Below are 24,175 nucleotides of genomic sequence, written 5' to 3'. Positions count from 1 at the left end.
GGTAGCTGATGCGCGCAAACACCAGCAAACGGTCGGAGGGGTCTCCTCCAGTTAAGGAAGTGATCAGGAACACCACTGGTCAGACGGCCATCCACCTGGAATTCCGGTGGCCATCAGCCTGGACTCGGCTGGCCGCACATCTGGACTTTGCCACGGCCGCCGTCACGCAGAGGGGCGGGTATACGCCCGTCGAGCAGGAGAAGCGGGAACTGTTGAGGCTGGAGGCGGCCGAGCGGTTCGGGCGCGGTGATGAGGCCACGGTGATCGCGGCCGACCTGCGGGTCACGGAGCGCACGGTGCGGCGGTGGCGCAAGGTGTGGCGCGAGGGCGGGGTCGCGGCGCTGAAGTCGAAGGGGCCCGTGTCGCGGGAGCGGCTGTCGGTGCGGGAGTGGGACCGGCTGGAGGCGGAGCTGAAGCGGGGGCCTCTGGCCCACGGCTTCAGCGATGACCAGCGGTGGACGCTGGGCCGGATCAAGACCCTGATTGGCAGGCTGTTCCACAAGGGCTACACGATCCAGGGGGTGGCCAAACTGCTGAAACGGCACGGCTGGTCCTGCCAGGTCCCGGTGCGCCACGCGATCGAGCGCGACGAGGAAGCCATCGAGATGTGGAAGGACGAGGTGTGGCCGGAGTTAAAAGGACAGCGGCGGACCTGGGCGCCTACATCTGTTTCGAGGACGAGGCGGGCCAGGGGCTGAGGCCGCCGAAAGGCCGTACCTGCTCAGGCTGAACTCGCAGCGTCGTCTTGGGCGGTGACGGCTCATGATCCTCGCGCTATTGCTGGATCATGAGGTATGCGGCAGCGGGCGGGTACACGCCCGAGGAACAGGCCCGTCGGGAACGGTTGCGGCTGGAGGTCGCCGAGCGGTTCGCGGCGGGTGAGTCGAGTGCGCGGATCGCGCGGGAGTTGCGGGTCACGAAGCGCTCGGTGGAGCGCTGGCGGGCGGCGTGGAAGCAGGGTGGAGCGGCGGCGCTGTACTCGGCGGGACCCGTGGCGCGGGAGCGGCTGAGCGAGCGGCAGTGGGAGAAGGTGGCTGCTCTGCTGGACGCCGGGCCCGGCGTGTGCGGCTTCGAGGACGATCAGCGCTGGACGCTGGCGCGGGTCGCCGACCTGATCGGCCGGACCTGCCATGTCAACTACACCCTGACCGGGGTGAGCAAGCTGCTTGACCGGCACGGTTACTCCTGGCAGGTCCCGGTGCGCCGCTCGGCGGCACGCGACGAGGAGGAGATCACACGCTGGCGGGAGGAGACCTGGCCCGAGGTGGAACCACCGCCGGCGAGCTCGGCGCCTACATCTGCTTCGCCGACGAGTCGGGGCAGGGGCTGAGCCCGCCGCGAGGCCGGACCTGGGCCAGGCGCGGGGCTCGCCCGCAGGTCACAGTGCACGTACGCAAGCGCGGGCGGGTCAACGCGCTCGGTGCGGCCTGCTACCGCCCCGGCGGCCACCGGCCGCGCTTCGCCTACCGGTTACACACCTGGCACGGCCGCAAGAACGAGAGCAAGAGCTTCACCCTGGACGAGTACCGCGCCTTCCTGACTGCGCTCCATCATCAACTGCACACCCCCGTCGTGCTGGTGTGGGACAACGTCTCCACGCACAAGACGCCGGAGTTCACCGCGTGGGCAGCGCGGCAGAAGTGGCTTCGGGTGTTCCACCTCCCCAGATACGCACCCGAGCTGAACGCCGTCGAGTGGATCTGGTCCTGGCTCAAACGAGGCATCGTCAACTTCCTGCTCGCCGGTATCGACGACCTCGAAGCGCTCGTCCGCAGTCGACTCAAGCAGATCCAGTACCGGCCCGACGCGATCACCGGCTGCCTCGCCGACACCGGACTGATCACGAAGCCGCCATGATCCATCACAGCGACGCTACGGGTTCAACCTGAGTGGGCACCGCGCGGAGCACGCCCGGTGGTGCGGGTGCGGGGCCGGGGGAACGGCCGGGTCAACATCGCCGGCGCCGTCTGCTACCGGCCCGGCAGCCGCCCGCACTTCTTCTACCGGTTGCACGTCTACCACGGCCGCAAGGGTGAGCCGAAGACGTTCGCCTGGCACGAGTACCGTGACCTGATCATCACCGCCCACCAGCAGCTCAACGCCCCCCTGGTGTGGTGCTGGGACAACCTCAACGTCCACCTTGCCAAGGATCTCGCTGCCTTCGCCGAGGAACACGCGGACTGGTTACGGATCTTCCAGATGCCGTCCTACGCACCGGAGTTGAACCCCGCCGAAGGCGTGTGGTCGCTCCTCAAGCGCGCCATCGCCAACTTCGTCGCCCCCGACCTCAGCGGCCTCGTCCGCATCGTCAAACGCAAGCTGAAGAAGATCCAGTTCAGACCCCACCTGATCGACGGCTGCCTCGCCGGGACCGGACTGATCATCGAACCTTGGTGATCGCTCAGGCAGACACTACGAGTTCAACCTGAGTACTCCGCAAGATGATCCTGCTTCAATAGCTTCTCCGGCCCTCTCTCAGGAACTGCGCCAGAGCCGAGAAGCCACGTCGCTCGCCTTGAGAACCCCTCTCCGAACGTGCATTCTGCAACTGCGAGATGATCGAGGCGTGAGCTTCCGTGTTTATGCCAGACGTGTCCGCGACCGCGATGTTCCCTTCGTGCGGCGCCACCGAGCCCTCAGGGATGCTGCAGGCTGTTATCACCCGCTCGGATTCGACGGGACATGGGCGCACCTGAGGACTGCGGGCGACGTGAGGAATGACGAGGCCGCACTGCTGCGTGCGCTGGAGATGTTGGAGGCAAGCCGGGCGGTGTGGCTGACGGAAATGGAGTCATTCGCAAACCGGCGCCGCAGCGAGAAGGCCATGCACCGAAGGACTCCCCGACAGGAGGAAACGCGCTACCTGCACGGTTGGAGATGGCCCGGCCCGCAGGCGAAGCAGGCGATGCTGAGCGAGGTCGACCGGCTCTGGGCCGTGCACGCTCGGGCGCCGTTTCCCGACGTCCCCTCCGTCGACAAGGGTGACCTGGCCGAGCTGGACACGTGGCTCGCTGGCTGCATCTCGACGTATCTCGCGAACAAAGGCGAGCTTGACACCGACCGCCGGGACATCCTCGTCACAAATCTTCCTGAACTACGCCGACACGTCGCCAGGCTCGGGTATCCGCAGGTACATTTCGCAGGGTTCGACAGTTTCCGCCGTCTACTCAAGATGACCGAACTGATCGTCAATGACACTGCCCGCGAGGCGTGGAACTACTCAGGTTGAACCCGTAGCGTCGCTGTGATGGATCATGGCGGCTTCGTGATCAGTCCGGTGTCGGCGAGGCAGCCGGTGATCGCGTCGGGCCGGTACTGGATCTGCTTGAGTCGACTGCGGACGAGCGCTTCGAGGTCGTCGATACCGGCGAGCAGGAAGTTGACGATGCCTCGTTTGAGCCAGGACCAGATCCACTCGACGGCGTTCAGCTCGGGTGCGTATCTGGGGAGGTGGAACACCCGAAGCCACTTCTGCCGCGCTGCCCACGCGGTGAACTCCGGCGTCTTGTGCGTGGAGACGTTGTCCCACACCAGCACGACGGGGGTGTGCAGTTGATGATGGAGCGCAGTCAGGAAGGCGCGGTACTCGTCCAGGGTGAAGCTCTTGCTCTCGTTCTTGCGGCCGTGCCAGGTGTGTAACCGGTAGGCGAAGCGCGGCCGGTGGCCGCCGGGGCGGTAGCAGGCCGCACCGAGCGCGTTGACCCGCCCGCGCTTGCGTACGTGCACTGTGACCTGCGGGCGAGCCCCGCGCCTGGCCCAGGTCCGGCCTCGCGGCGGGCTCAGCCCCTGCCCCGACTCGTCGGCGAAGCAGATGTAGGCGCCGAGCTCGCCGGCGGTGGTTCCACCTCGGGCCAGGTCTCCTCCCGCCAGCGTGTGATCTCCTCCTCGTCGCGTGCCGCCGAGCGGCGCACCGGGACCTGCCAGGAGTAACCGTGCCGGTCAAGCAGCTTGCTCACCCCGGTCAGGGTGTAGTTGACATGGCAGGTCCGGCCGATCAGGTCGGCGACCCGCGCCAGCGTCCAGCGCTGATCGTCCTCGAAGCCGCACACGCCGGGCCCGGCGTCCAGCAGAGCAGCCACCTTCTCCCACTGCCGCTCGCTCAGCCGCTCCCGCGCCACGGGTCCCGCCGAGTACAGCGCCGCCGCTCCACCCTGCTTCCACGCCGCCCGCCAGCGCTCCACCGAGCGCTTCGTGACCCGCAACTCCCGCGCGATCCGCGCACTCGACTCACCCGCCGCGAACCGCTCGGCGACCTCCAGCCGCAACCGTTCCCGACGGGCCTGTTCCTCGGGCGTGTACCCGCCCGCTGCCGCATACCTCATGATCCAGCAATAGCGCGAGGATCATGAGCCGTCACCACCCAAGACGACGCTGCGAGTTCAGCCTGAGTAAGAACACCTCCGGTGAAGGGTCAGCACACCAACTGCTGCGAGCGGTGACCATCGTCTCGGAATGTTCGGACAGAGTTTCGTGGTCCCGGACCTACCGCGTACGCTCCGTGACTACTCAGGTTGAACTCGTAGTGTCTGCCTGAGCGATCACCAAGGTTCGATGATCAGTCCGGTCCCGGCGAGGCAGCCGTCGATCAGGTGGGGTCTGAACTGGATCTTCTTCAGCTTGCGTTTGACGATGCGGACGAGGCCGCTGAGGTCGGGGGCGACGAAGTTGGCGATGGCGCGCTTGAGGAGCGACCACACGCCTTCGGCGGGGTTCAACTCCGGTGCGTAGGACGGCATCTGGAAGATCCGTAACCAGTCCGCGTGTTCCTCGGCGAAGGCAGCGAGATCCTTGGCAAGGTGGACGTTGAGGTTGTCCCAGCACCACACCAGGGGGGCGTTGAGCTGCTGGTGGGCGGTGATGATCAGGTCACGGTACTCGTGCCAGGCGAACGTCTTCGGCTCACCCTTGCGGCCGTGGTAGACGTGCAACCGGTAGAAGAAGTGCGGGCGGCTGCCGGGCCGGTAGCAGACGGCGCCGGCGATGTTGACCCGGCCGTTCCCCCGGCCCCGCACCCGCACCACCGGGCGTGCTCCGCGCGGTGCCCAGGTACGGCCTTTCGGCGGCCTCAGCCCCTGGCCCGCCTCGTCCTCGAAACAGATGTAGGCGCCCAGGTCCGCCGCTGTCCTTTTAACTCCGGCCACACCTCGTCCTTCCACATCTCGATGGCTTCCTCGTCGCGCTCGATCGCGTGGCGCACCGGGACCTGGCAGGACCAGCCGTGCCGTTTCAGCAGTTTGGCCACCCCCTGGATCGTGTAGCCCTTGTGGAACAGCCTGCCAATCAGGGTCTTGATCCGGCCCAGCGTCCACCGCTGGTCATCGCTGAAGCCGTGGGCCAGAGGCCCCCGCTTCAGCTCCGCCTCCAGCCGGTCCCACTCCCGCACCGACAGCCGCTCCCGCGACACGGGCCCCTTCGACTTCAGCGCCGCGACCCCGCCCTCGCGCCACACCTTGCGCCACCGCCGCACCGTGCGCTCCGTGACCCGCAGGTCGGCCGCGATCACCGTGGCCTCATCACCGCGCCCGAACCGCTCGGCCGCCTCCAGCCTCAACAGTTCCCGCTTCTCCTGCTCGACGGGCGTATACCCGCCCCTCTGCGCATACCTCACGATCCCGTCGTACCGCAGGGATCACGAACCGTCACGACCCCACAGGCTCTACGAGTTCAACCTGAGTAGCGGTAGTTCGTTAAATCCGGAGATAGAGATCAATACCGTGTCCGGTGGTGACCGCGTCGATTAGGGCCTGGAGGTCGGGGGGTGGGTCCGTGTCCGTCCATGCTTGCCACCATCGGGTGAGGGTGATGGCGGGGGTGAGCCAGGAGCGGACCGAACGTAATGCCTTGGGCCAGCAGGGCAGTTGGGGTGGGTGGGGTTCGGTTGGTCCCCCTCTCTGGCCCCTCGTCGGGGCAGGGGTCCGGCGCGGTGGCATCCAGGGGTCCGGGTGGGGTGAACCACTGGTCCCAGCAGAAGGAGAAGGCGCAGTTGACCAGGGTCTGGTGGCGGCGGATGGCGCGGTCGGAGCGGACTTGGAAGTCGGCCCAGCCGAGTTCGTCCTTGATCTGCTTGTAGCTCTGCTCGATCCAGGGCCGCAGTCCGTAGAGTCGGACGATCTCGGCGAGGTCGGCGGGCGGGTGCGGGCCGGCGGCGTGGTGGGGTGCGTCGGGGTGGGGCAGGTTGGTGGCCAGATACCAGGTGGCCTTCTCCGGCAGGGCGGCCGGGTCGGTGGTGGCCACGACCAGACGGCAGGGCGAGTCGGGACCGTAGCCGCCCAGTCGGGCATCGGCGGCCCACCAAGTCTCGGTGTGCCCGTCGCGGAAGTGACGCTCCACGGGCGTCCAGTCGCCTGGATGTCTGGCATCGCGCCAGGTCAGGGCGTGCGCGGCCTCGATGGGGGTGTGCGGCTGGTCGGCCGGGGCCCAGGTGCCGCGGTGCGGCTTGAGCGCGACCACGTAGGCCAGGCCGGCCTCGCGCAGTGCGAGATACCAGTCGTCGCTGACGGAGTAGGCGCAGTCGGCGACCACCGCCCGGCAGGAAAAGCCCGCCTCCTTCCCGCGGGCCGCGAGGGCGGCGGCCAGCTGCGGTTTCGTGCGGAAGGCCGGGTCGGACCGGCCGCGGGGGAAGTGGTGGGCAGGGGTGTAGGGGTGCGTGTGCAGCGGGTAGTAGACGCGGCCGTCGGTCCATACCGTGGTCACCGTGACGATGCCGTTGTCGGTCTTGCCGTACCGGCCCAGCCACTGCCGGCCCACATTCGCGGTCGCGGTGCCGGCCTTGCGGTCCCCGGAGTCGTCGATCACGATGATCCCGCCGTCGTGCGGAGCGGTCGCCGGTTCCTTGCGCAGCAGTTCAAGCCTCCGGTCGTTGATCTGTTCGGCCTCCCAGGGCGACTCGGACAGGAAGAACTGCAGCCGCTGTACCCCTGGCTTCCCCGCACCGGCCACTGGCTCCGCCCCGGCCAGGCAGGTGATCGTCTTGTTCCGCTCTCGCGGCGCCAGCAGCCCGGTCAGATACTCGCGAAATCCTCGCCGCTGGGCCAGGCTGAAGAAGAGGTCGTCGAACTGGGCCGCGTAGTCCTCCAGCGGCCCCGGCGCAGGCGGACACGGACGGCGGGCAGTCATCTTTAGCCTCCGGCAAGGCAGTTGGCTCCTATGACCGGCCTACGACCAACTCGACCCGTCGTCAACCCACGCCACCGCCGGATTTAACGAACTACCGGTAGTTCGAATCCGGCTCGTCCGTAGAGCTGCCTTTTGATCTTCTTAAAAGTTACGTGGAATCTGCCGGGGTGATCATGTCTCCCCGGCACAACCACGGACTTGGGAGATGACTTGAGCGGCACGACGGTGCTCACGGAGAAGTGGCCGGTGCTCGGCCGGCACGAGCAGGCGGCGGCCTGGCTGACGGTCTGGACGGATCTCGGACGTGCGCCACGCACGATCGATGCCTACGGCCGGGGACTGGCCGAGTACCTGCTGATGTGCGAGCGGGAGAGCGTCGACCCGGTCGCCGCGAACCGCGCCCATATCGCCGTCTACGTACGGGAGTTGAGCTCGCGGCCGCATCGCCGGGGTGCGAACGTGATCTCGATCGACTCGGGGGCGGGACTGGCGAACGCGACGATCCAGCAGCGGCTGGTACCGGTCCGTCTGTTCTACGACTTCGTCATGGAAGAGGGGCTACGGGATTCCAACCCCGTCGGCCGCGGTCGGTACACCCCCGGCCGACGCAGCGGCGGTCAGCAGCGCGGTCTGGTGCCCCGACTGACGAAGCTGCCGTGGATTCCCGGAGAACAGCAGTGGCTGAGTGTCCTGGAGGTCGCCAAGCACGAGCCGGTACGCAACCGCGTGATGCTCGCCCTGGCCTACGACGCCGCCCTGCGCCGTGAGGAACTGTGCTCGCTGCGGACCGATGACGTCGATCCGGCCCACCGCACGCTGCGGATACGGGCGGAAACGACGAAGAACCGGCTGGAGCGGGTGGTGCCCTACTCGGCACCGACGCAGGGCTGATTCAAAGTCCTGGTGATCATGTGGTGTTGCTGGTCAAGGTAGTCCGATCAGGTCCAGTGGGCGGGTGAAGGGCGTGTAGGAGAGCTCGCGCAGGCCGGCGGCGATGCTGTGGTGCCCAGCGGTGTGTAGGGTGCTGATCGCGAAGCTGCGCAGGGTGGCCATGTTCTCCGGTCCGTGGCCGGTGCGGATCTTCGAGGCGTCCTCGCCGAACGTGGTGTCTCTTACGTGGTGCACGGCCTCGATGCCCCATTGCGCGCGGGCGAGTTGGCCGATGGCCTGGGGAGATGCCGCACGCGCCGTCAGGTCGGTGATGGCGTAGACGGTCTCACGGGTGATCTTGCCGGTTTTGAGGTCGGTGCGATGCCGGTGGATCTTCGCGGCCTGCGCCACGTGCGGGAAGTCCAGCCCGAGACTGGTGACGGTGAGGGTGCGCACCGAGCGGGTCTCACGTCGCCCGTGCCCCGCCTCGCGGTCGTAGCGGCGGGCGGTCACCTCCTTCCACGGCAGCGAACGCAACGCGTTGTGCAGCGTCGGCTGGTTCCGCTTGACCACGAGCAGGTAGTGCGCCCTCTTCGCTTCGACCAGCCACCTGGCGTGGTCACGGTGGGTGTGCAGGGCGTCGGCGGTCACCACGACACCGGTCAGGTCGAACGGGGACAGCAGCTTCGTGAAGCCGGTGACCTCGGTGGTCTTGTCCGGCACCCGCAGCTGGCTGACGGTGCGTCCGCCTTCCAGGACGGCGGAGAGCAGGTGGGCGGCCGGGCCGGTGTCCGTGCGCGAGCCGCGGGCGGTCTTGCCGTCCATGGCCAGGTGCCGGCTGCCCGTGGGGTCGCATCCGAGTAGGTCGGCAAGCCCGCCGGGACATACGAGAGTCAGCAGACGGCGGATGGTTGAGCTGGACGGTGCGCGGCGCACGCCCAGTGGGCCGGTGGCGCGCACGCCGAGGCGGGCCAGTGCGTCCAGGGGCGCGTGGCGGGCCCACTGGCCCACGGCCAGATAGGAGCGAGCCCCGGCCAGCACCGCGCAGCAGGCGGTGAGCAGGACCGATGCCAGCGAATGGCGTCGTCCCCGCCGATCTCGCGGATCGCGAAGAACGGCCAGTCGTTCGGCGACACCCTTCACGCCTCGCTGGGCGGCGGTGGGCGACTTGGTCAGGCAGACAGTGGCAGACTGGCGGCACATCGAAGCTCCGGACGGGCAGGGCGACTTGGGAAGGTCACCCCGTCAACCGGAGCTTCGTTGTGTTCGTGACGGACTTCCGCCGGATCGTCGCACCTCCGCGACCTGCACGTTTCCATGACCCCCAAGACTTTGAATCAGCCCTGGCCGCATCCCTGACACCACCACTGCGGGCAAGGCACGGCCACACGTAGACCTCGCCTCACGGGACAACGCCGAATTGTGTTCGGCCGCGAGGCAGCGGGTCAGGAGGCTGACCTGTTACCGGGTGGACCTCGCTGGATGGCCTGGAGGCGGTGGTGGGACGCCTCGATCCCGTACCGCCCGCTCCCATTGGCCGGACCGTTCTGAAGGTGTCCCACGAGGAGGTGCGGCACTGGTCGGCGATGCCAGTGAGATGTGTGGACGCCCCCTGCCTGCGACGCTTCCCACCGTGCGCATGCTCGCCGGTCCTGAAGGAGCTCGCCGAGGTGGAGGGCGAATTCCACAACCCCTTCCAGCGCGCCGAACTCGCCCAACCGCAGGCGAGTTGCTGGCCGCGGCCCCACCGTCGGCGGGCCGAGAGGTACTGCTGCGGCTGATGCGCGAATTCGTCCGGGAGAACCTCGTCGGTCCACGGATCGGACCGGGAGCGATCGCTGAGCAGCACCGCATATCGGCGCGCTACGTGACATCGCTCTTCCTCGATCTCGGCACCTCGCCGGCCGCATCCGTTCGTGAGCAGCGGCTGGAGCAGGCGCAAATGTCGCTTGGCGGCCCGCTCCGCCGCGAGTTCGGCATAGCCGCGGTCGCGGTGCTGTGCGGTCTCACCGACACCGTCACCCGGGCCTTCCGCCGCGCGTATGGCGTGACACCGGCAGAGTCTCGCTCGGGGGGACATCACCTGGTCGAGCCCGCAGCCGCGAGTTCTCCGGTAGTCGACTCGCCCAGGGCTCAGCCTGACCGGAAAGAGAGCTTGCACCGGTTCCAAGATCGGTAGCGCTGGTGCCTGCGAAGCGCCGTTCGGCGCATCGGTTCGTGACTCTCCTTGCCCAGCGAACCCGGGCCCCTTTGCCCTGGCGCCTGCCCGGCGGCGGTGCCGGCCTCCGACGTCGCCAGAGAGGCCCGCAGGCCGCGACAGAGATCAAGGTCACCTGTTACCTGAACGTTACGAACCGACTGCTTGTTGCTCCTCCGTCGGTGACCTAGGTTGCTAACGCGCGTCACTAACGCGCGTCAGTGACGTCACTGACGTGGCGTACTGCCAGCGATTCCCTGCAACAGAGACATGTCCGCCTCGGCTGCCATCACGAGGAGCGCGTCGAGGAGCTCGACTGACTCAGCCCTCTTCCGAACGTTCGACGACGCAGCACCCGCAACCACCCCTCCCGCTCACACGCAGGAAAGGCCGCCGTGCTGGACAACACGATCTCCCCACCCCCCGTAGAGGAAGCGACCGGTTTCAGTGCGCGTCACGCGCTCGTACTGTTCGCGCTGCTTCTGGCCGTCGCGCTGAACCCGATCGTCGGCCTGCTGAGTGGCAACGCGCAGGCAGAGGTCGCGATCCACTTTCACACCACCCAGCTCGCCTGGTTCACTCTCGCCGGCGCCCTGGTCGGAACCTTCATGCTGCCTTTCGTGGTCAAAGCTGCCGGGATCTACGGCAAGAAGCGCGTCATCGTCATCGTCACCGCGCTCGGTCTGGTCGGCGATCTCATCGCCGCCTCCGCGACGAGCTACGACATCCTGCTCGTCGGGCGGGGCATCGCGGGTATCTACGGGGCGGCCGCAGCCGTGGCCTACGCGGCGGCGCGCGATGTGTTCCCGCGTCCGCTGGTCGGGCCGGCGAGCGCACTGCTCGCGGGCAGTGTCGGTATGGTCGGCATGGGAGGCCCGTTCCTTTCGGGATGGCTCATCGACACCTGGGGTTTCCGCGGCGCGCTGTGGTTCATGGTGGCCGCCACCGCGTTCAGCCTGGTGATCCTGCTGGCCTTCCTGCCCGAAAGCCCGGTGCGCGAGGCGCGTGTCCGGATGGACTGGCTGGGTGGGATCCTGCTGGGCGGCGCGCTCACCGCGATCGCCTACGGAGTCGGAAAGGGCTCGGAGTGGGGCTGGACCAGCGGTAAGTTCCTCGCCTACCTCGTCGGGGCCCTGGTGGCGCTGATCGTCTTCGGATTCACCCAGACCCGGATCGCCAACCCGCTGTTCCCGATGGCACTGCTGGCCCGACGCCAGGTATGGACGGTTCTGCTTGCCACCGGGCTGTCCGCAGGCGCGCTGTACTCCGTGGGCGTCGTGATGCAGCTCCTCGCGCTCATGCCGAAGATCCCCTCCATCTCCGACGGCCTGGGCTGGTCGGCGACACACAACGCCGTGGTCACCGCTCCGATCAGCGTCGCGGTCATCCTGTCGGCTGTCGCGACCGGAGTCCTGGCACGCCGGGTCGACCCGCGGATTTTGCTGGGCGCCGGCGGAGTCCTCGCCACGGTCGGGTACGGGATCGCGGCCCAGTGGCACGACACAGCGGGTCACATCGTGGCCTGGGGCCTGGTCAGCGGAGTCGGGATGGGCATGGTGGTCTCCAGCGTCCCGATCCTGATCATCGCGGCCGTCTCCCCCGAAGAGCAGGCCTTGGGCAACGGCGCCCAGAGCATGGTGCAGGGCATCGCGCAGGTCGTCATCTCCCAGCTCGTCTTCGTGCTCATGGCCAGAAACGGCGAAGTTCTGAAAGGCACGCAGTTCTACAGGGACTCGGGCTTCAGCAACGGGTTCTGGCTGGTGGCCGGTTGCTGTGCGGCCGGGACCCTGCTGGTGCTGCTGATCCCGAGGACCAAGAAGCTCGACGAGGTCGAAGTCGGCCAAGCGGCCATTTGACCTGGCTGCCGGGGGCAGCTCCGCCCTGCCTGAGCCGCCCCCGGCAGAACTGACTCTCGAAGTAGGGAAGTTCCTTTGATCCGCGTTTCCTTCAACGACGACTGGCAGTCCAGGCCGAAGGTGAATCCCTTCGCCGAGTTGGGAGGCCATTCGTTTTCGTTCCAATCGGTGACCGTTCCCCACGACGCGATGATCGGGCAGGAGCGTGCCGCATCAGGCGGCGATGCCGGTACGGAGAGCGGTGCCGGCGCCTATTACCCCGGTGGCACCTTCGAGTACCGCAAGGCCTTCCACGTGCCCGAGGAGTATCGGGGCAAGCGGATCATCCTGGAGTTCGAGGGTGTCTACCGAGACGCGACCGTCCACATCAACGGCGCCTACGCCGGCCAGCGCCCCTACGGCTACTCGCAGTTCCTCATCGACGCCGATCGCTTCCTGCGCTTCGGTGAGGACAACGAGATCCGGGTCGAGGCCCGCAGCCACCGGGACTCCCGCTGGTACACCGGAGCGGGGATCTACCGAGACACCTGGATGCTCGTCGGCGGCCTAGTCCGGATCTCGCCCGACGGCGTCCACGTCACCACCCCCGACATCGACCGGGAGTTGGCCGTGGCCGAGGTCGTGACCAGGGTCGAGAACGACTCGATCGCGATCCGGGCCGTCGACGTCCGCACCGAGATCCGCGACGGTGCCGGGACGGTGGTCGCGAGCGATGACTCACGGATCACGGTGCTGCCCGGCGAGCCCGCCGTCTGCCGTCAGCGCCTCTTCGTCGACGATCCGTCACTGTGGAGCCCGGACTCACCCTCCCTCTACGCCGCCGGCGTGACCCTGACGGACAGCGACGGCGACGTGGACACCGAGATCGTCACCTTCGGCATCCGTTCGCTGCGCCTCGACCCCAGCCACGGTCTGCGCGTCAACGGCGAGATCGTCAAGCTGCGCGGCGCCTGCGTCCACCACGACAACGGGGTCCTGGGCGCGGCGACGTTCGCCCGTGCTGAGGAACGCCGGGTCGAACTCCTCAAGGACGCCGGGTTCAACGCGATCCGCATGTCCCACAACCCCATGAGCAAGGCGATGCTGAACGCCTGCGACCGCCTCGGCATGCTGGTCGTGGACGAGGCATTCGACATGTGGACCTCGGGCAAGAACGAGTTCGACTACAGCCTGAACTTCCCCGAATGGTGGGAGCGCGACATCGAGGCGATGGTCGCCAAGGACTTCAACCACCCCAGCGTCATCATGTACTCGATCGGCAACGAAATCCCCGAGACCGGCTCGCCCTCCGGCGCCGCATGGGGGCGCGAACTCGCCGAAAAAGTCCGCTCGCTGGACCACACCCGCTACGTCACCAACGGGATCAACGGGATGCTGGCCGTCATGGCCGACCTGGCCTCCCTGCGGAAGCAGGCGGCTGAGACGGTCAACGAGGGCGCCGGCATCAACACCCTCATGGCCGACCCCGCGCAGGGGATGAACGCGATCGGCGCCTCGGAACTGGTGACGCGCCGTACGGCGGAGTCCTTCGCCGTGCTGGACGTCGCCGGCATGAACTACATGGAGGCCCGGTACGCACCCGACCGGGAGCTGTTCCCGAACAGGATCATCCTCGGTACGGAGTCCTTCACCACACGGATCGACGGGATCTGGCGACTCGTCAAGCAACACGGCCATGTCATCGGCGACTTCGCCTGGACCGGCTGGGACTACCTCGGCGAGGTCGGCATCGGCCGGCCACAGTACCTCACCCCCGACGCCCCACGGGCCTCTTTCGCCGCGCCGTACCCGCACCTGCTGGCGGAGAGCGGTGACATAGACATCACCGGCCACCGGCGGCCCGCCTCCTACTACCGCGAGATCGTCTTCGGCCTGCGCACCCGGCCCTACCTGGCGGTCAAACGGCCTCAGCACCAAGGGAAGACCTTCGCCGGCACCCCTTGGGCCTGGAGCGACTCGATCTCCAGCTGGACCTGGCCCGGCTTCGAGGGCTCGCCGATCACCATCGAGGTCTACGGCGACGCGGACGAGGTGGAACTCCTCGTCAACGGACGCTCGTTGGGGCGGCAACCGGTGGGAGAGGACCACCGTTTTCGCACCGAGTTCGACACGGCGTACGAGCCCGGCGAACTTCTCGCAATCGCCTACCGGGACGGCGCCGAAACCGGCCGTACCACCCTGCGTTCCGCGACCGGCCCGGTGGAACTCCGCGCCGAGGCCGACCGGCGGGTCGTCACCGCGTCCGGCGGCGACCTTGCCTACGTCACCTTCACCCTGACGGACGCCCACGGCACCCTGCACCCTGCGGCCGACCGCCTGGTGAGCCTCGAAGTCTCCGGCGCGGGCACGCTGATCGGCTTCGGAAGCGCCGTACCCGCGACCGAGGAGCGCTTCGACGCCAAGGAGCGGCATACGTACGAGGGCCGACTCCTCGCCGTCATCCACCCGACGGGCACAGGCGAGATCCGCCTCACCGCCGGCGCCCCGGACTGCGCACCGGTCGATGCCGTCGTCACCGTCAAGGAGGCCGCCGGCCACCAAGCGCTCATGTGACGAAGGTGATGCGATGAGCCACCATCCCGTCCTCTCCAGATTTCCCCCCCGACCCCTCGATCTGCCGTGCGGGCGAGGACTTCTCCCTCGTCACCTCGTCGGTCGAGTACCTCCCGGGCGTGCCCCGCCTTCCACGCCGGGACCTCCTGCGCTGGGAGCAGATCGGGAACGCTCTCGACCACGAGGACCAACTCGCCGTTCCCTCCCGGCAGGGCAGCGGGGCACCGGCCGTGTTGTCGTCGTTGAGCCCCTGGCTGGTACGCGTGTGGTGTGGAGCTTCAACTGCCGCCCCGGACGCGAAGGAGTGTCCGGTGGTCTTTCCCGACCGATTTCTCCAGGGTTCGGCGACCGGGATCCACCAGGTGGAGAGCAACCACAGCGCGAGCGGCTCCTGGGCCCTGTACCACCACTGCCGCCACCGTCACGCCCGGTTGGGACGCCACGGTGGGCTTCCTCCGTCGCCATAACAGCCACTGATCGACGCATACCGACCGAGGTGACCATGATTGACCGGGAATCCATAGTACGTCGGCACACCGTCGAGCTGGCCGAGGCCGACGCATCCTGCCCGCTGACGGTCGGCAACGGCGACTTCGCCTTCACCGCCGACATCACCGGCATGCAGACCTTCACCGCCTTCCACGACCAGGGAGCCGCGCAGGCCCAGCGGCGGCTCGCCGTGAACACCACGACGATGTCGACCTGGGGCTGGCACTCAATGCCCAACCCCGACGGCTTCGTGCTCTCGGACGCGATGTCCAGCTACGAGACGGTCCGTGGGCCCGTGGAGTACCCGGACAAGTTCGACATGGCCGCGATGTTCGGCGGGCAGGTCGCCGAGGAGTACCGCGCCGGAACCTGGCTCCACACGAACCCGCAGCGGCTCGACCTGGGCCGCATCGGTCTCGTACTACGGCCCGGCACGAGCGCGGCGGCGGAGAGTGACCCGGCTGCGCTGGGCAACCCGCGCCAGCGGCTCGACCTGTGGCCGGGGATGCTCACCAGCGTCTTCGAGTACGCCGGGGCGGAGGTGCGAGTCACCACCGTCGCCGATCCTCGCCACGCGCGGGTCGCCTTCCGCATCGAGTCCGAGCTGCTCGCCGACGGCCTGGCAGCTGTCGCCGTGCGGTTTCCCTACGCCAGCGACAGCTTCTTCAATGCCTCCGACTGGTCGGCAGCCGACCGGCACACCACCACATCCGAGCTGTTCGGCGAGCGCAGCTGCCGCATCCGCCGGGTGCTCGACGACACCACGTACACAGTCTGTCTGGACTGGTCACAGGGCACTCTCGCGGCGACGGACGAACCGCACGCGCTCGAACTGACCGCCCCCGGCGCCGTGTTGGAGATCGCGGCAGCCTTCTCCCCCGAGGCGGAGCCTGAGCTCGGGCCCGCTGGCTTCGAAGCGATCACACACGCGGCGGCGGTGTGGTGGCGCGACTTCTGGACCACGGGTGCGGCCGTCGACTTCGCGGGCAGCACCGATCCGCGGGCCGCGGAACTGGAACGCCGCGTGGTCCTCTCCCAGTACCTGACCGCGGTGAACTGCTCGGGCACCCTGCCCCCGCAGGAGACCGGACTGATCACCAACTCCTGGCAGGGCAAGTTCCACTTGGAGATGCACTGGTGGCACGCCGCGCACTTCCCCGCCTGGGGACGGCCCGAACTGCTCGAACGCAGTCTCGACTGGTACCAGTCCATCCTTGACACGGCATGCGACACCGCGCGGCGACAGCACTACGAAGGTGCCCGCTGGCCCAAACACGTCGGCCCTGACGGCCGGGAGAGCCCCAGCGACATCGGAGCGCTGCTGATCTGGCAGCACCCGCACCCGCTCTACCTCCTGGAACTGCTGTACCGGGGACGCGGCGCGCCGGAGCGCGAGCGGCTGGTGGCCCGGTACGCGGAACTGGTCGAGGAGACCGCCCTGTTCATGGCGTCCTTCGCCGAGAGCCGGGCCGACGGCTACCACCTGCCCGCACCGTTGGTACCCGCCCAGGAGTTCTACACCGCCGCGACCACCGAGGACCCCACCTTCGAACTGGCCTACTGGTGGTGGGGGTTGGAGATCGCCCAGCGCTGGCGCGAACGCCTCGGCCTCGAACGGCACAAGCAGTGGCAGCGAATCCAAGACGGCCTGACCCCACCGCACCAGGACGAAGGCCGCTACACGGCGATCGCGACGGAGCCCTACCTGCGGCGCGACGACCATCCCTCGATGCTGTGCGCCCTGGGCGTCGTACCCGCCACTCCGCTCATCGACGCCCCCACCATGAAGGCCACACTGCTGGACGTCCTCGACAACTGGAAGTGGGACTCCGCCTGGGGCTGGGACTTCCCCGCCATGGCGATGACCGCGGCCCGAGTCGGCCGCCCCGACCTGGCAGTCGACGCCCTCCTCATGGACAGCCCGAAGAACCGGTACCTGCCCACCGGCCACAGCCCGCAGATGGGCAGCGTCCTGCCCGTCTACCTCCCCGCCAACGGCGGCCTGCTCTCGGCCGTGTCCCTTATGACCGCCGGATGGGAAGGAGCCGGCACCGACTGCCCCGGTTTCCCCGACGACGGCACCTGGTCCGTACGGCACGAGGGCTTCACCGCGTGGCCCTGACACCGACGGCCGTACAGAGGCAGCGCCCTGCCTGTCCTCCTCCGGACCGACGTCCGTCAGATCCGCCTCACTGCCACATCCACGGCCTGCGCTCCAGCCGAAATCACCGTGACTGCCATATCGGAGAACACCATGTCCACGTCCGCCCTTTCCCCGGATCCCGAAGCCGTCTCGGGGCTCGTCTCCAAGCTGACGCTTGAGCAGAAGATCGCGCAGCTGACCGGCTTCAGCGTGGCGGAGATCTTCGTCCGGTCCGCCGGCGGCGCCGCGCAGGCCCCCACCCCTGATCCGGGTCTCATCCCCGTGCTGCGTCCGCACGGTGTGGGGCACCTGTCGATGGCGTGGTTCCTCGGGCACGACGCCGAAAGCCTGCGTGAGGACATCGCAAGCATCCAGGACGCCATCCGGGAGACCTCGCCGTTCGGCATCGGAGCCCTGGTCCACAACGAGGGCATCAGCGGGTTCCTGCATGTGTCGGGCTCGCAGTTCCCCACCGCCTGGGCGCAGGCCGCGACCTGGGATCCCGGTCTGATCGAACGGGCCGCGGCGGTGACATCGGCCCACATGCGCTACTCCGGCGTCCAGTTGCTCTTCTCGCCGGTCATGGACATCAACCGCGACCCCCGATGGGGCCGCGTGCACGAGACCTACGGCGAGGACCCCGAGCTGGCAGCCCGGTTCTCCGTCTCCTTCGTCCGCGGCATCCAGGGCGCGGAGCAGGAGAACGGCGTCCTGGCGACCGGCAAGCACTTCCTGGGCTACGGCGCTTCGGAGGCCGGCCTCAACACCGCGATCACCCAGCTGGGCAGACGAGCCCTGTCCGACGAGTACGCCGAGCCGTTCCGCCGGGCGATCAGCGAGGCGGGGCTTTCGGTCGTCATGAACTCCTACAACGAGATCGACGGCATCCCCGCCGCGGCCAACCACTGGCTGCTGACGGATCTCCTGCGCGGCCAACTCGGTTTCGACGGCCTGGTCGTCAGCGACTACTCCGCCGTGAACCTCCTGCGCGTCGCCTACCGCACCGCCCTCACCGAAGGCGATGCTGCCCGGCAGGCACTCACCTCGGGCCTGGACGTCGAACTGCCCGGCGCCGAGAACTTCTCGGCGCTCGTCGGCGAGGTCGAGAGCGGACGTCTCGACGAGAGCGTCGTCGACACCGCCGTCGCCAGAGTCCTGACGACAAAGGCCCGAGTCGGACTGATTCCCGCCTTCGGCCCGGCCCCGTCCTCCACCCCCCGGACACTCACCGCTCTCGAGCCAAACGAGATCGGCCGTCCCACGGACGCGCAGCCGTCATCGCACGCACCAGCCCTCCCCGACCCCGAGGAGGCTGCCGGAATCCGGCGGTCGATCGCGGAACGCAGCCTGGTGCTGCTCGCCAACGACGGGACCCTGCCGCTGACACCCGGCGCGCGCCGCGCCGTCCTCGTCGGCCCGGCGGCGGACGAGCTGCGGATCCACTTCGCCGCCTACACCTCGGTCGCCGCTGTCGAGATGCCGATCGGAATGCGGGCCGTACGAGAAGGCAAGGTCCCCGGCGTGGATCCGGCGACCTTCGTGTTCACCGACATCTTCCAGACCCGGATCCCCGGCCTCGATCCCGTCTTCGAAGACCAGACCCGGAAGATCCACCCCGACGCGCTCACCGTCCTCGACGCTCTGCACGGGCTCGACCCGACGGTCGAATGCGTGACGCTGGGCCGGTTCGCCGCCGATTCCGGCGAAGCGTTGGACACGTCACGGGTACACCAGGCCGTCGACAACGCGGACCTGGTCATCGCCGTCGTCGGCGAACGCACCGGATGGGTGGGCGCCAACACCGCCGGGGAAGGCCAGTCGACAGCCTCGCCGGCACTGCCCGGAGACCAGGAACAACTCCTCGCGCTGCTCGCCGCGACCGGAAAGCCGCTGGTGACCGTGGTCGTCTCCGGCCGCCCCCTGCTGCTCGAACCAGTGGCACGGCTGTCCAACGCCGTCCTACTCGCACCGCTCCTGGGCGAGGAGGCCGGCCCGGCCATCGCCTCGGCGATCTTCGGGAAGATCAATCCGAGCGGCAAGCTGCCGAGCACGTTCCCCCGGCATCTCGGCCAGCTGCCCCTCCACCACGGACACCACCACGGCAGCGGGTACGGCCACCCGACCGGGACCCGCCACGGCTACGGGGACCTCGAACGCCAGGGCCCGCTGTACGCGTTCGGCCACGGCCTGTCCTACACGTCGTTCGCCCTCGACCTCGACGAAGAGGAGGGGCCGGCCGTGGAACTGGTCGGCGCGACGGTACGAGCCCGCGTCCGGGTGACCAACACCGGCCGGACCGACGGCGAGACGGTGATGCAGCTGTACGCGCGGGACGAGGCCGCGTCCGTAGTCCGCCCGGTCCGGCAGCTGATCCAGTTCCAGCGGGTCGACCTGGCCGCCGGCGAAAGCCGCCAGGTCGTCCTGGAGGCTCCTGTCGAACGCCTGCACTACACGCTGCCCGACGGCCGCCGCGGCATCGAAGCGGGTGACGTCACCGTCCTCGCCGGGTTCAGCAGTGACGACATCCGATGCGACACGACGATCACCGTCGACGCCAGCATCGCCGCGTCCTGAACCACCCGCCGAAGCACGAAGGAACTGGAAGATGACTCGACTCACACCCGGCTTCCTCTGGGGAGCGGCGACCGCGCCTCACCAAGTGGAGGGAAACAACGTCAACAGCGACTGGTGGCAACGCGAGCTGCGCACTCCCGGTATGGAACGCAGCGGCGACGCCGTCGACAGCTACCACCGCTACGCCGAGGACATGCGGCTGCTCGCCGAGGCGGGGCTCACCAGCTACCGGTTCGGGATCGAATGGGCCCGCGTCGAGCCGGACGAGGGCCAGATCTCTCGTGCCGCACTCGCCCACTACCGGCGCATGATCGACACCGCCGCAGGGTTCGGACTCACCCCGGTCGTCACCCTGCACCACTTCACCGCCCCCCGCTGGTTCGCCGAGGACGAAGGCTGGCTGGGCCCGAAAGCGATCGGACGCTTCGGGACCTACGTCCAGGCCGTCACCGGCATCCTCGGCGGCGTCGAGTGGGTCTGCACCATGAACGAGCCGAACATGCTGGCCATCATGGTGTGGATGAGCGACCCGGTACGGTCGGCCGAGGCGCGCAAGCTGATGCTCACTCCGACCGTCGCGGACGGCCGGTACCCGGTACTTCCGGACCCGGATCCCGAGGTCGGGCTGCGGTTGGCCGAGGCACACCACGCCGCCCGCGAGATCCTGAAGCGCGAGACGGACGCCAAGGCCGGGTGGACGGTCGCCAACCATGCCCTCACCGCCACCCCCGGCAACGAGGCCAAGCTGCGTGAGGTGCGGTACGTCAAAGAGGACCTCTATCTGGAGGCGGCCCGCGGCGACGACTTCATCGGAGTGCAGTCGTACTCGAGTCAGGCCGTCGACCAGAACGGTGTCGTCCCGCACCCGAGTGCCCCGGACAACACCCTCACCGGCAACGCCTACCGTCCCGACGCGATCGGGATCGCGCTGCGGCACACCTGGGAGGTGACCGGCGGCGTGCCGATCCTGGTCACCGAGAACGGCATCGCCACCGCCGACGACACCCAGCGCATCGCCTACACCTCGCAGGCCCTGCGCCACCTGTTCGCGGCCGTCGACGACGGCATCGACGTCCGCGGCTATCTGCACTGGAGCGCCTTGGACAACTTCGAGTGGGGCCACTGGAAGCCGACGTTCGGCCTCATCGCCGTCGACCGCGAGACCTTCGAACGCCAGCCCAAGCCCAGCCTGGCCTGGCTCGGCGAAGTCGCTCGCCGCGGCCACCTCTGATCCACGGGGACCACAAGGGCCAGGAAAGCGTGTCACTTGAAACCTGGAACGCGAGTGCCGAGGCCGACCTCTCCGACCCCGGCACTCGCGCACGCTGTTCGGCTATCGCCTTGACGGGAGCGTCTTCGCCTCGCCGAGCGCAGCAGCGAAGAAGTCCAGCGACTCCTCTATCTGCGGCAGGTCCGCGGTGAAGTTCAGATGCCCGTGGAGCATGCCCTCGGCCAGGAAGGTGGCGACCGGCACGCCGGCCTCGTCCAACTGCCGTTTGAGTAGTTCCCCGGACGGACGCAGGTCGTCGTACTCGGACAGGACGATGTGCGTGGGAGGCAGACCGTCCAGCCGCGCCGCACCGGGCAGGGCGTCGGCCGGCAGGTCGCTGATCCGCCCGACATAGTTACGGACCAGGTACTCGAGCAGGCCCGGTGTGAAACGTGCCATGGCGTCCTGGGTGCTCAGCTCGGCGGCGGTCGGCTCCTCCAGCGCCGGTACCGGGAAGTGCGCGTGCGGGTAGGCCAGCAGCAGGGCGTCCGCGGGCCGGCCGCCGTCCTGGCTGCGGAGTGCCGTGGCGAGGGCGAGTGCCGCGCCTGAACTGGCGCCGCCGATCGCCGTCGGCACGCGGCCGGTTTCGTCGGGCAGACCATCCGCGCACAGCCAGTTCCAGGCCGCGTGGACGTCGTCGAGCGGCACGGGATAGTGGACGGACTCGTTCGCCAACCGGTAGTCCACCGACACCACGAACGCTTCCGCACGCAGAGCGAGTTCTCCGCAGACCATGTGGGCTTCCGGCATGTCCAGGTCGCCTGCCATGAAGCCGCCTCCGTGCGCCCACAGCAACGCCACGGTGACCCGGCCGTGGACGGGACGGTAGGCGCGCGCCGGGACGGGTCCGTGCGGACCTGCGACGGTGATGTCCTCCACCACGACGTCCGGGCTCGCCCATGACTTCTGACGTTCGCCGAACTCCCGCGCCACCGCTCGGGCTTCCTGCTCCGAGGCGGCGCTCGCCATCGCTTCGCGCAGCCGTCCGTAGTACTCACCGAAGAAGGGATTCACGGGCATGCCGGACTCCTTCGGCTCGCTCCGCCCGCAGGCGCCGCCAGAATCCGGTTGGCCTCGGATCGGACATATCGGCTGTCGTCAAACAAAGTTCCGGCCATCGTGTCCGTCCCCCTGTCGTTCGTGATGTCGAGTGGCGGACGGTCGCCAGGGCTCCTGCTCGGAGGGTGGGTTCCCGGGGACGCAAGGTCCGCCGGCCTCCTGCAGGTCGAGGAGCGTGCGGTCGGCCCGACATGGTTCAGCATCCTCCGGCGCGACGCCGACCCCCGCTAATGCGCGTTAGTCGTCATGATGCCACCACGGTGGGCCGATCGGCCAGGGCCTCCGGCGGAAACGAATGGATCACGGCGTGGTCGAAGGACCTCGTCGGCTTCCGGGTCCGCCGGTGGACCGCAGACGTTCAGCGTCCGCCGTGTCAGGTGGATGAACGCTCCACGAGGCGCGGACTGATCGCCTCGGAGGTGAAGCCGGGCTCGCGGCCCGTCAGTCCGGCCACGATCATTTCGGCCCGGCGTCGGCTCACCTCGTGCAGGGCAAACGAAACGGTGGTGAGCGGCGGGGCCGCCAGACGGGCGGTGGGGGCGTCGTCAACCCCGACGACGGCAAGGTCGGCGGGGGCGGCGAGGCCATGTTCGCGCATGCCCGCCAGGACCGCGATCGCTGTCTCGTCGTTGAAAGCGCATACCGCGGTGACGGATTGAGCCGTCCACTCGGTCACCGCCAGGGATGCGGCGGCCACCTCCAGGTTCGTACTCGCCACGACGGGTGGGGCGATACCGGCTTCGGCGCAGGCGGCGGTCACACCGTGCAGACGGTCCTCGGCCATGGTGCGCAGTCCGCGGTTCGCCGGCATCGCGTAGCCGATGCGCCGGTGTCTGCGGCCGATCAGGTGTGCGGCCTGCATGCGGCCGATTGCCCGCATTGAGTGGGTGTCGTCCATCTGGGACGGGAACACGAACTCGGCACCCGCGCTGTAGAGGGCCCGCACGGTGTCGGGGTCGAACGACTCGAACCCGACCACCGCCGAGGCATTGACGGCCGCGCACACGTCCGGCAGCGGTCGGCCCCGTGCTCCCGACAAGTGGGTGACCAGAGTCAGGCCGTGCTCTACCAGCGCGGCAGCGAGTTCCTCGATGAACCGGCTGGTACCCGGGCCGATGGGCATGTCCGGAACGGAGAGCAGGACGATCTCACTGCGACCGGCAGCGAGGGCGCGCGCAGAAGAGTGCGGATGGTATTCGAGGCTCCGGGCGGCTTCGAGGACGCGGCGCCTGGTCTCCTCCGGGATCGTCTGGCCCGGCTTGTCGTTGAGGACGAAACTCACGGTGGTCCGGGAAACACCAGCGACGCGGGCAACGTCAGCGCTGGTGGCGCGCTTGGCGGGTCGGTCCATGGCCCTCTCGCAACAATGATGCCGGTCTCCTTGACACGCATCATGGTACGGCTGACCTGACGCGCGTTAGCTGCTGCCTCCATGCGGACGATCACGGGGCTGGACCGACCGACCTCGGGTACGGTCAGCAGGAAGGCCGCACGCGCAGAGGACAGGGCGCCGCTGTACGAGATCGGCGCTCTGCCGGAGGTCTCTACCGGAGGTCAGGGCCGGTCGGCGTTACCACCACGTGCGGGCGCTGGCCGCAAGCTACGGGATCGGTGTGCAGCGGGTGCTGGAGATCACCGACCTGGTCGGGCCGGTCGGGCTGCCGGAGGTGGCGCGCAAGCGTGCAGGCACGTTCTCACTGGGCGTGGGACAGCGGCTCGGCATTGTCACGGCACTCCTCGGCGCCCCGAGGACGATCATCCTGGACGAGCCGGTCAACGGCCTGGACCCGGAGAGCGAGCTGTGGATCCGCAACCTTCTCAAAGGGCCGGCCGGGGCGTACGGTCCTGCTCTCCTCGCGTCTGATGAGCGAGATGACAGTGACCACCGAAGACTCATCCTCATCCGGCGGCGCCGGCTGCTGCAGGCCGGTCCGATCGCAGACTTCATCGCCCACTCGTCCAGGCGCAGCATCCACGAGGGCATTCGCCCGGCACGGCTGCGGGAGGTGCTGTGGGCGGTGGCGTGACGGTGAGCAGTGCCGAGGCTG

General features: G+C 68.5%; 22 protein-coding genes. 14 read left to right on the top strand and 8 right to left on the bottom strand.

Translation table 11 applies throughout. The features are described 5' to 3' along the window. The first annotated feature begins 59 nt into the window (after positions 1 to 59). From OG622_RS01505 to OG622_RS01485, 5 genes are all read left to right on the top strand, one after another. A complete protein-coding gene (locus OG622_RS01505) occupies positions 60 to 698 on the top strand; it encodes a winged helix-turn-helix domain-containing protein (RefSeq protein ID WP_371572546.1) in 639 nt (212 codons plus the stop codon). An 89-nt stretch (positions 699 to 787) separates the two neighbouring features. Continuing rightward, positions 788 to 1,330 carry a winged helix-turn-helix domain-containing protein gene (locus OG622_RS01500; RefSeq protein WP_371572293.1) on the top strand — a complete coding sequence of 181 codons (543 nt, stop codon included), beginning with the start codon at positions 788 to 790 and terminating at the stop codon, positions 1,328 to 1,330. After that, positions 1,240 to 1,857 carry an IS630 family transposase gene (locus OG622_RS01495; protein WP_371583978.1) on the top strand — a complete coding sequence of 206 codons (618 nt, stop codon included), beginning with the start codon at positions 1,240 to 1,242 and terminating at the stop codon, positions 1,855 to 1,857. Before OG622_RS01500 ends, OG622_RS01495 begins: the two co-directional genes overlap by 91 nt. 57 nt (positions 1,858 to 1,914) lie before the next feature. Next, positions 1,915 to 2,397, top strand: coding sequence for a transposase (locus tag OG622_RS01490; protein ID WP_371572545.1), 483 nt, complete (start codon positions 1,915 to 1,917; stop codon positions 2,395 to 2,397). Positions 2,398 to 2,566: 169 nt separating this feature from the next. Then, the gene (locus OG622_RS01485; RefSeq protein ID WP_371572543.1) at positions 2,567 to 3,229 is read left to right on the top strand and encodes a hypothetical protein; all 663 of its coding nucleotides are present in this window, start codon (positions 2,567 to 2,569) and stop codon (positions 3,227 to 3,229) included. A 23-nt stretch (positions 3,230 to 3,252) separates the two neighbouring features. On the opposite strand, the gene OG622_RS01480 is transcribed toward OG622_RS01485, so the two are convergent. From OG622_RS01480 to OG622_RS01460, 5 genes are all read right to left on the bottom strand, one after another. Beyond that, positions 3,253 to 3,783, bottom strand: coding sequence for a transposase (locus tag OG622_RS01480; protein ID WP_371583967.1), 531 nt, complete (start codon positions 3,781 to 3,783; stop codon positions 3,253 to 3,255). Continuing rightward, positions 3,780 to 4,322 carry a winged helix-turn-helix domain-containing protein gene (locus tag OG622_RS01475; RefSeq protein ID WP_371572293.1) on the bottom strand — a complete coding sequence of 181 codons (543 nt, stop codon included), beginning with the start codon at positions 4,320 to 4,322 and terminating at the stop codon, positions 3,780 to 3,782. The genes OG622_RS01480 and OG622_RS01475 overlap by 4 nt, the downstream gene beginning before the upstream one ends. 216 nt (positions 4,323 to 4,538) lie before the next feature. Further along, the gene (locus OG622_RS01470) at positions 4,539 to 5,141 is read right to left on the bottom strand and encodes a transposase (protein ID WP_371572542.1); all 603 of its coding nucleotides are present in this window, start codon (positions 5,139 to 5,141) and stop codon (positions 4,539 to 4,541) included. Next, a complete protein-coding gene (locus OG622_RS01465) occupies positions 5,066 to 5,608 on the bottom strand; it encodes a winged helix-turn-helix domain-containing protein (protein WP_371572540.1) in 543 nt (180 codons plus the stop codon). Before OG622_RS01465 ends, OG622_RS01470 begins: the two co-directional genes overlap by 76 nt. 98 nt (positions 5,609 to 5,706) lie before the next feature. Continuing rightward, positions 5,707 to 7,116: an IS701 family transposase gene (locus OG622_RS01460; RefSeq protein WP_371572538.1), complete on the bottom strand. Its 1,410-nt coding sequence runs from the start codon at positions 7,114 to 7,116 to the stop codon at positions 5,707 to 5,709. A gap of 210 nt (positions 7,117 to 7,326) precedes the next feature. Between OG622_RS01460 and OG622_RS01455 the strand changes: the two genes are divergently transcribed. Then, positions 7,327 to 8,007 carry a tyrosine-type recombinase/integrase gene (locus OG622_RS01455; RefSeq protein ID WP_371572536.1) on the top strand — a complete coding sequence of 227 codons (681 nt, stop codon included), beginning with the start codon at positions 7,327 to 7,329 and terminating at the stop codon, positions 8,005 to 8,007. A gap of 33 nt (positions 8,008 to 8,040) precedes the next feature. Here the strand turns inward: OG622_RS01455 and OG622_RS01450 are convergent, their stop codons facing one another. Next, positions 8,041 to 9,189, bottom strand: coding sequence for an ISAs1 family transposase (locus OG622_RS01450; RefSeq protein ID WP_371572534.1), 1,149 nt, complete (start codon positions 9,187 to 9,189; stop codon positions 8,041 to 8,043). A gap of 577 nt (positions 9,190 to 9,766) precedes the next feature. On the opposite strand from OG622_RS01450, the gene OG622_RS01445 reads away from it, so the two are divergent. The 7 genes from OG622_RS01445 to OG622_RS01415 all read left to right on the top strand — a co-directional run bounded on the left by OG622_RS01445 (position 9,767) and on the right by OG622_RS01415 (position 21,029). After that, the gene (locus OG622_RS01445) at positions 9,767 to 10,165 is read left to right on the top strand and encodes a hypothetical protein (RefSeq protein WP_371572533.1); all 399 of its coding nucleotides are present in this window, start codon (positions 9,767 to 9,769) and stop codon (positions 10,163 to 10,165) included. A 413-nt stretch (positions 10,166 to 10,578) separates the two neighbouring features. Beyond that, a complete protein-coding gene (locus tag OG622_RS01440) occupies positions 10,579 to 12,039 on the top strand; it encodes an MFS transporter (RefSeq protein WP_371572531.1) in 1,461 nt (486 codons plus the stop codon). A gap of 168 nt (positions 12,040 to 12,207) precedes the next feature. After that, positions 12,208 to 14,592 carry a glycoside hydrolase family 2 TIM barrel-domain containing protein gene (locus tag OG622_RS01435; RefSeq protein ID WP_371572529.1) on the top strand — a complete coding sequence of 795 codons (2,385 nt, stop codon included), beginning with the start codon at positions 12,208 to 12,210 and terminating at the stop codon, positions 14,590 to 14,592. 23 nt (positions 14,593 to 14,615) lie between these two features. Next, positions 14,616 to 15,059: a family 43 glycosylhydrolase gene (locus OG622_RS01430; protein WP_371583977.1), complete on the top strand. Its 444-nt coding sequence runs from the start codon at positions 14,616 to 14,618 to the stop codon at positions 15,057 to 15,059. A gap of 35 nt (positions 15,060 to 15,094) precedes the next feature. Beyond that, entirely contained in the window at positions 15,095 to 17,203 is a 2,109-nt protein-coding gene (locus OG622_RS01425) for a hypothetical protein (protein ID WP_371572527.1), read from the top strand. Positions 17,204 to 17,335: 132 nt separating this feature from the next. Further along, a complete protein-coding gene (locus OG622_RS01420) occupies positions 17,336 to 19,798 on the top strand; it encodes a glycoside hydrolase family 3 N-terminal domain-containing protein (RefSeq protein WP_371572525.1) in 2,463 nt (820 codons plus the stop codon). A 31-nt stretch (positions 19,799 to 19,829) separates the two neighbouring features. After that, complete coding sequence (locus tag OG622_RS01415) at positions 19,830 to 21,029, top strand: glycoside hydrolase family 1 protein (protein WP_371572523.1); 1,200 nt, start codon at positions 19,830 to 19,832, stop codon at positions 21,027 to 21,029. A gap of 102 nt (positions 21,030 to 21,131) precedes the next feature. On the opposite strand, the gene OG622_RS01410 is transcribed toward OG622_RS01415, so the two are convergent. Both OG622_RS01410 and OG622_RS01405 read right to left on the bottom strand, forming a co-directional pair. Continuing rightward, positions 21,132 to 22,088, bottom strand: coding sequence for an alpha/beta hydrolase fold domain-containing protein (locus tag OG622_RS01410; RefSeq protein ID WP_371572521.1), 957 nt, complete (start codon positions 22,086 to 22,088; stop codon positions 21,132 to 21,134). A gap of 412 nt (positions 22,089 to 22,500) precedes the next feature. Further along, positions 22,501 to 23,478 (bottom strand): LacI family DNA-binding transcriptional regulator, encoded by a 978-nt coding sequence (locus OG622_RS01405; protein ID WP_371572518.1) that lies wholly within the window; start codon positions 23,476 to 23,478, stop codon positions 22,501 to 22,503. Between the two features lie 229 nt (positions 23,479 to 23,707). On the opposite strand from OG622_RS01405, the gene OG622_RS01400 reads away from it, so the two are divergent. Continuing rightward, on the top strand, positions 23,708 to 24,154 hold the full coding sequence (locus tag OG622_RS01400; RefSeq protein ID WP_371572516.1) for a hypothetical protein: 447 nt from the start codon (positions 23,708 to 23,710) through the stop codon (positions 24,152 to 24,154). The last annotated feature ends 21 nt before the right edge of the window (positions 24,155 to 24,175 follow it).

Origin of the sequence: Streptomyces sp. NBC_01314, from assembly GCF_041435215.1 — a bacterium.
In the GTDB taxonomy this organism is placed as follows: Bacteria; Actinomycetota; Actinomycetes; order Streptomycetales; family Streptomycetaceae; genus Streptomyces.
The sequence above is the reverse complement of the archived record's forward strand: the minus strand, read 5'-3'. Positions and strand labels throughout refer to the sequence as shown.

Bases quoted from the DNA above. Each gene is read 5' to 3' on its own strand.
- OG622_RS01475 (WP_371572293.1), bottom strand. From the start codon at position 4,322: ATGAGGTATGCGGCAGCGGGCGGGTACACGCCCGAGGAACAGGCCCGT.
- OG622_RS01410 (WP_371572521.1), bottom strand. From the start codon at position 22,088: ATGCCCGTGAATCCCTTCTTCGGTGAGTACTACGGACGGCTGCGCGAA.
- OG622_RS01460 (WP_371572538.1), bottom strand. From the start codon at position 7,116: ATGACTGCCCGCCGTCCGTGTCCGCCTGCGCCGGGGCCGCTGGAGGAC.
- OG622_RS01405 (WP_371572518.1), bottom strand. From the start codon at position 23,478: ATGGACCGACCCGCCAAGCGCGCCACCAGCGCTGACGTTGCCCGCGTC.
- OG622_RS01500 (WP_371572293.1), top strand. From the start codon at position 788: ATGAGGTATGCGGCAGCGGGCGGGTACACGCCCGAGGAACAGGCCCGT.
- OG622_RS01415 (WP_371572523.1), top strand. From the start codon at position 19,830: ATGACTCGACTCACACCCGGCTTCCTCTGGGGAGCGGCGACCGCGCCT.
- OG622_RS01420 (WP_371572525.1), top strand. From the start codon at position 17,336: ATGTCCACGTCCGCCCTTTCCCCGGATCCCGAAGCCGTCTCGGGGCTC.
- OG622_RS01445 (WP_371572533.1), top strand. From the start codon at position 9,767: ATGCGCGAATTCGTCCGGGAGAACCTCGTCGGTCCACGGATCGGACCG.
- OG622_RS01425 (WP_371572527.1), top strand. From the start codon at position 15,095: ATGATTGACCGGGAATCCATAGTACGTCGGCACACCGTCGAGCTGGCC.
- OG622_RS01450 (WP_371572534.1), bottom strand. From the start codon at position 9,189: ATGTGCCGCCAGTCTGCCACTGTCTGCCTGACCAAGTCGCCCACCGCC.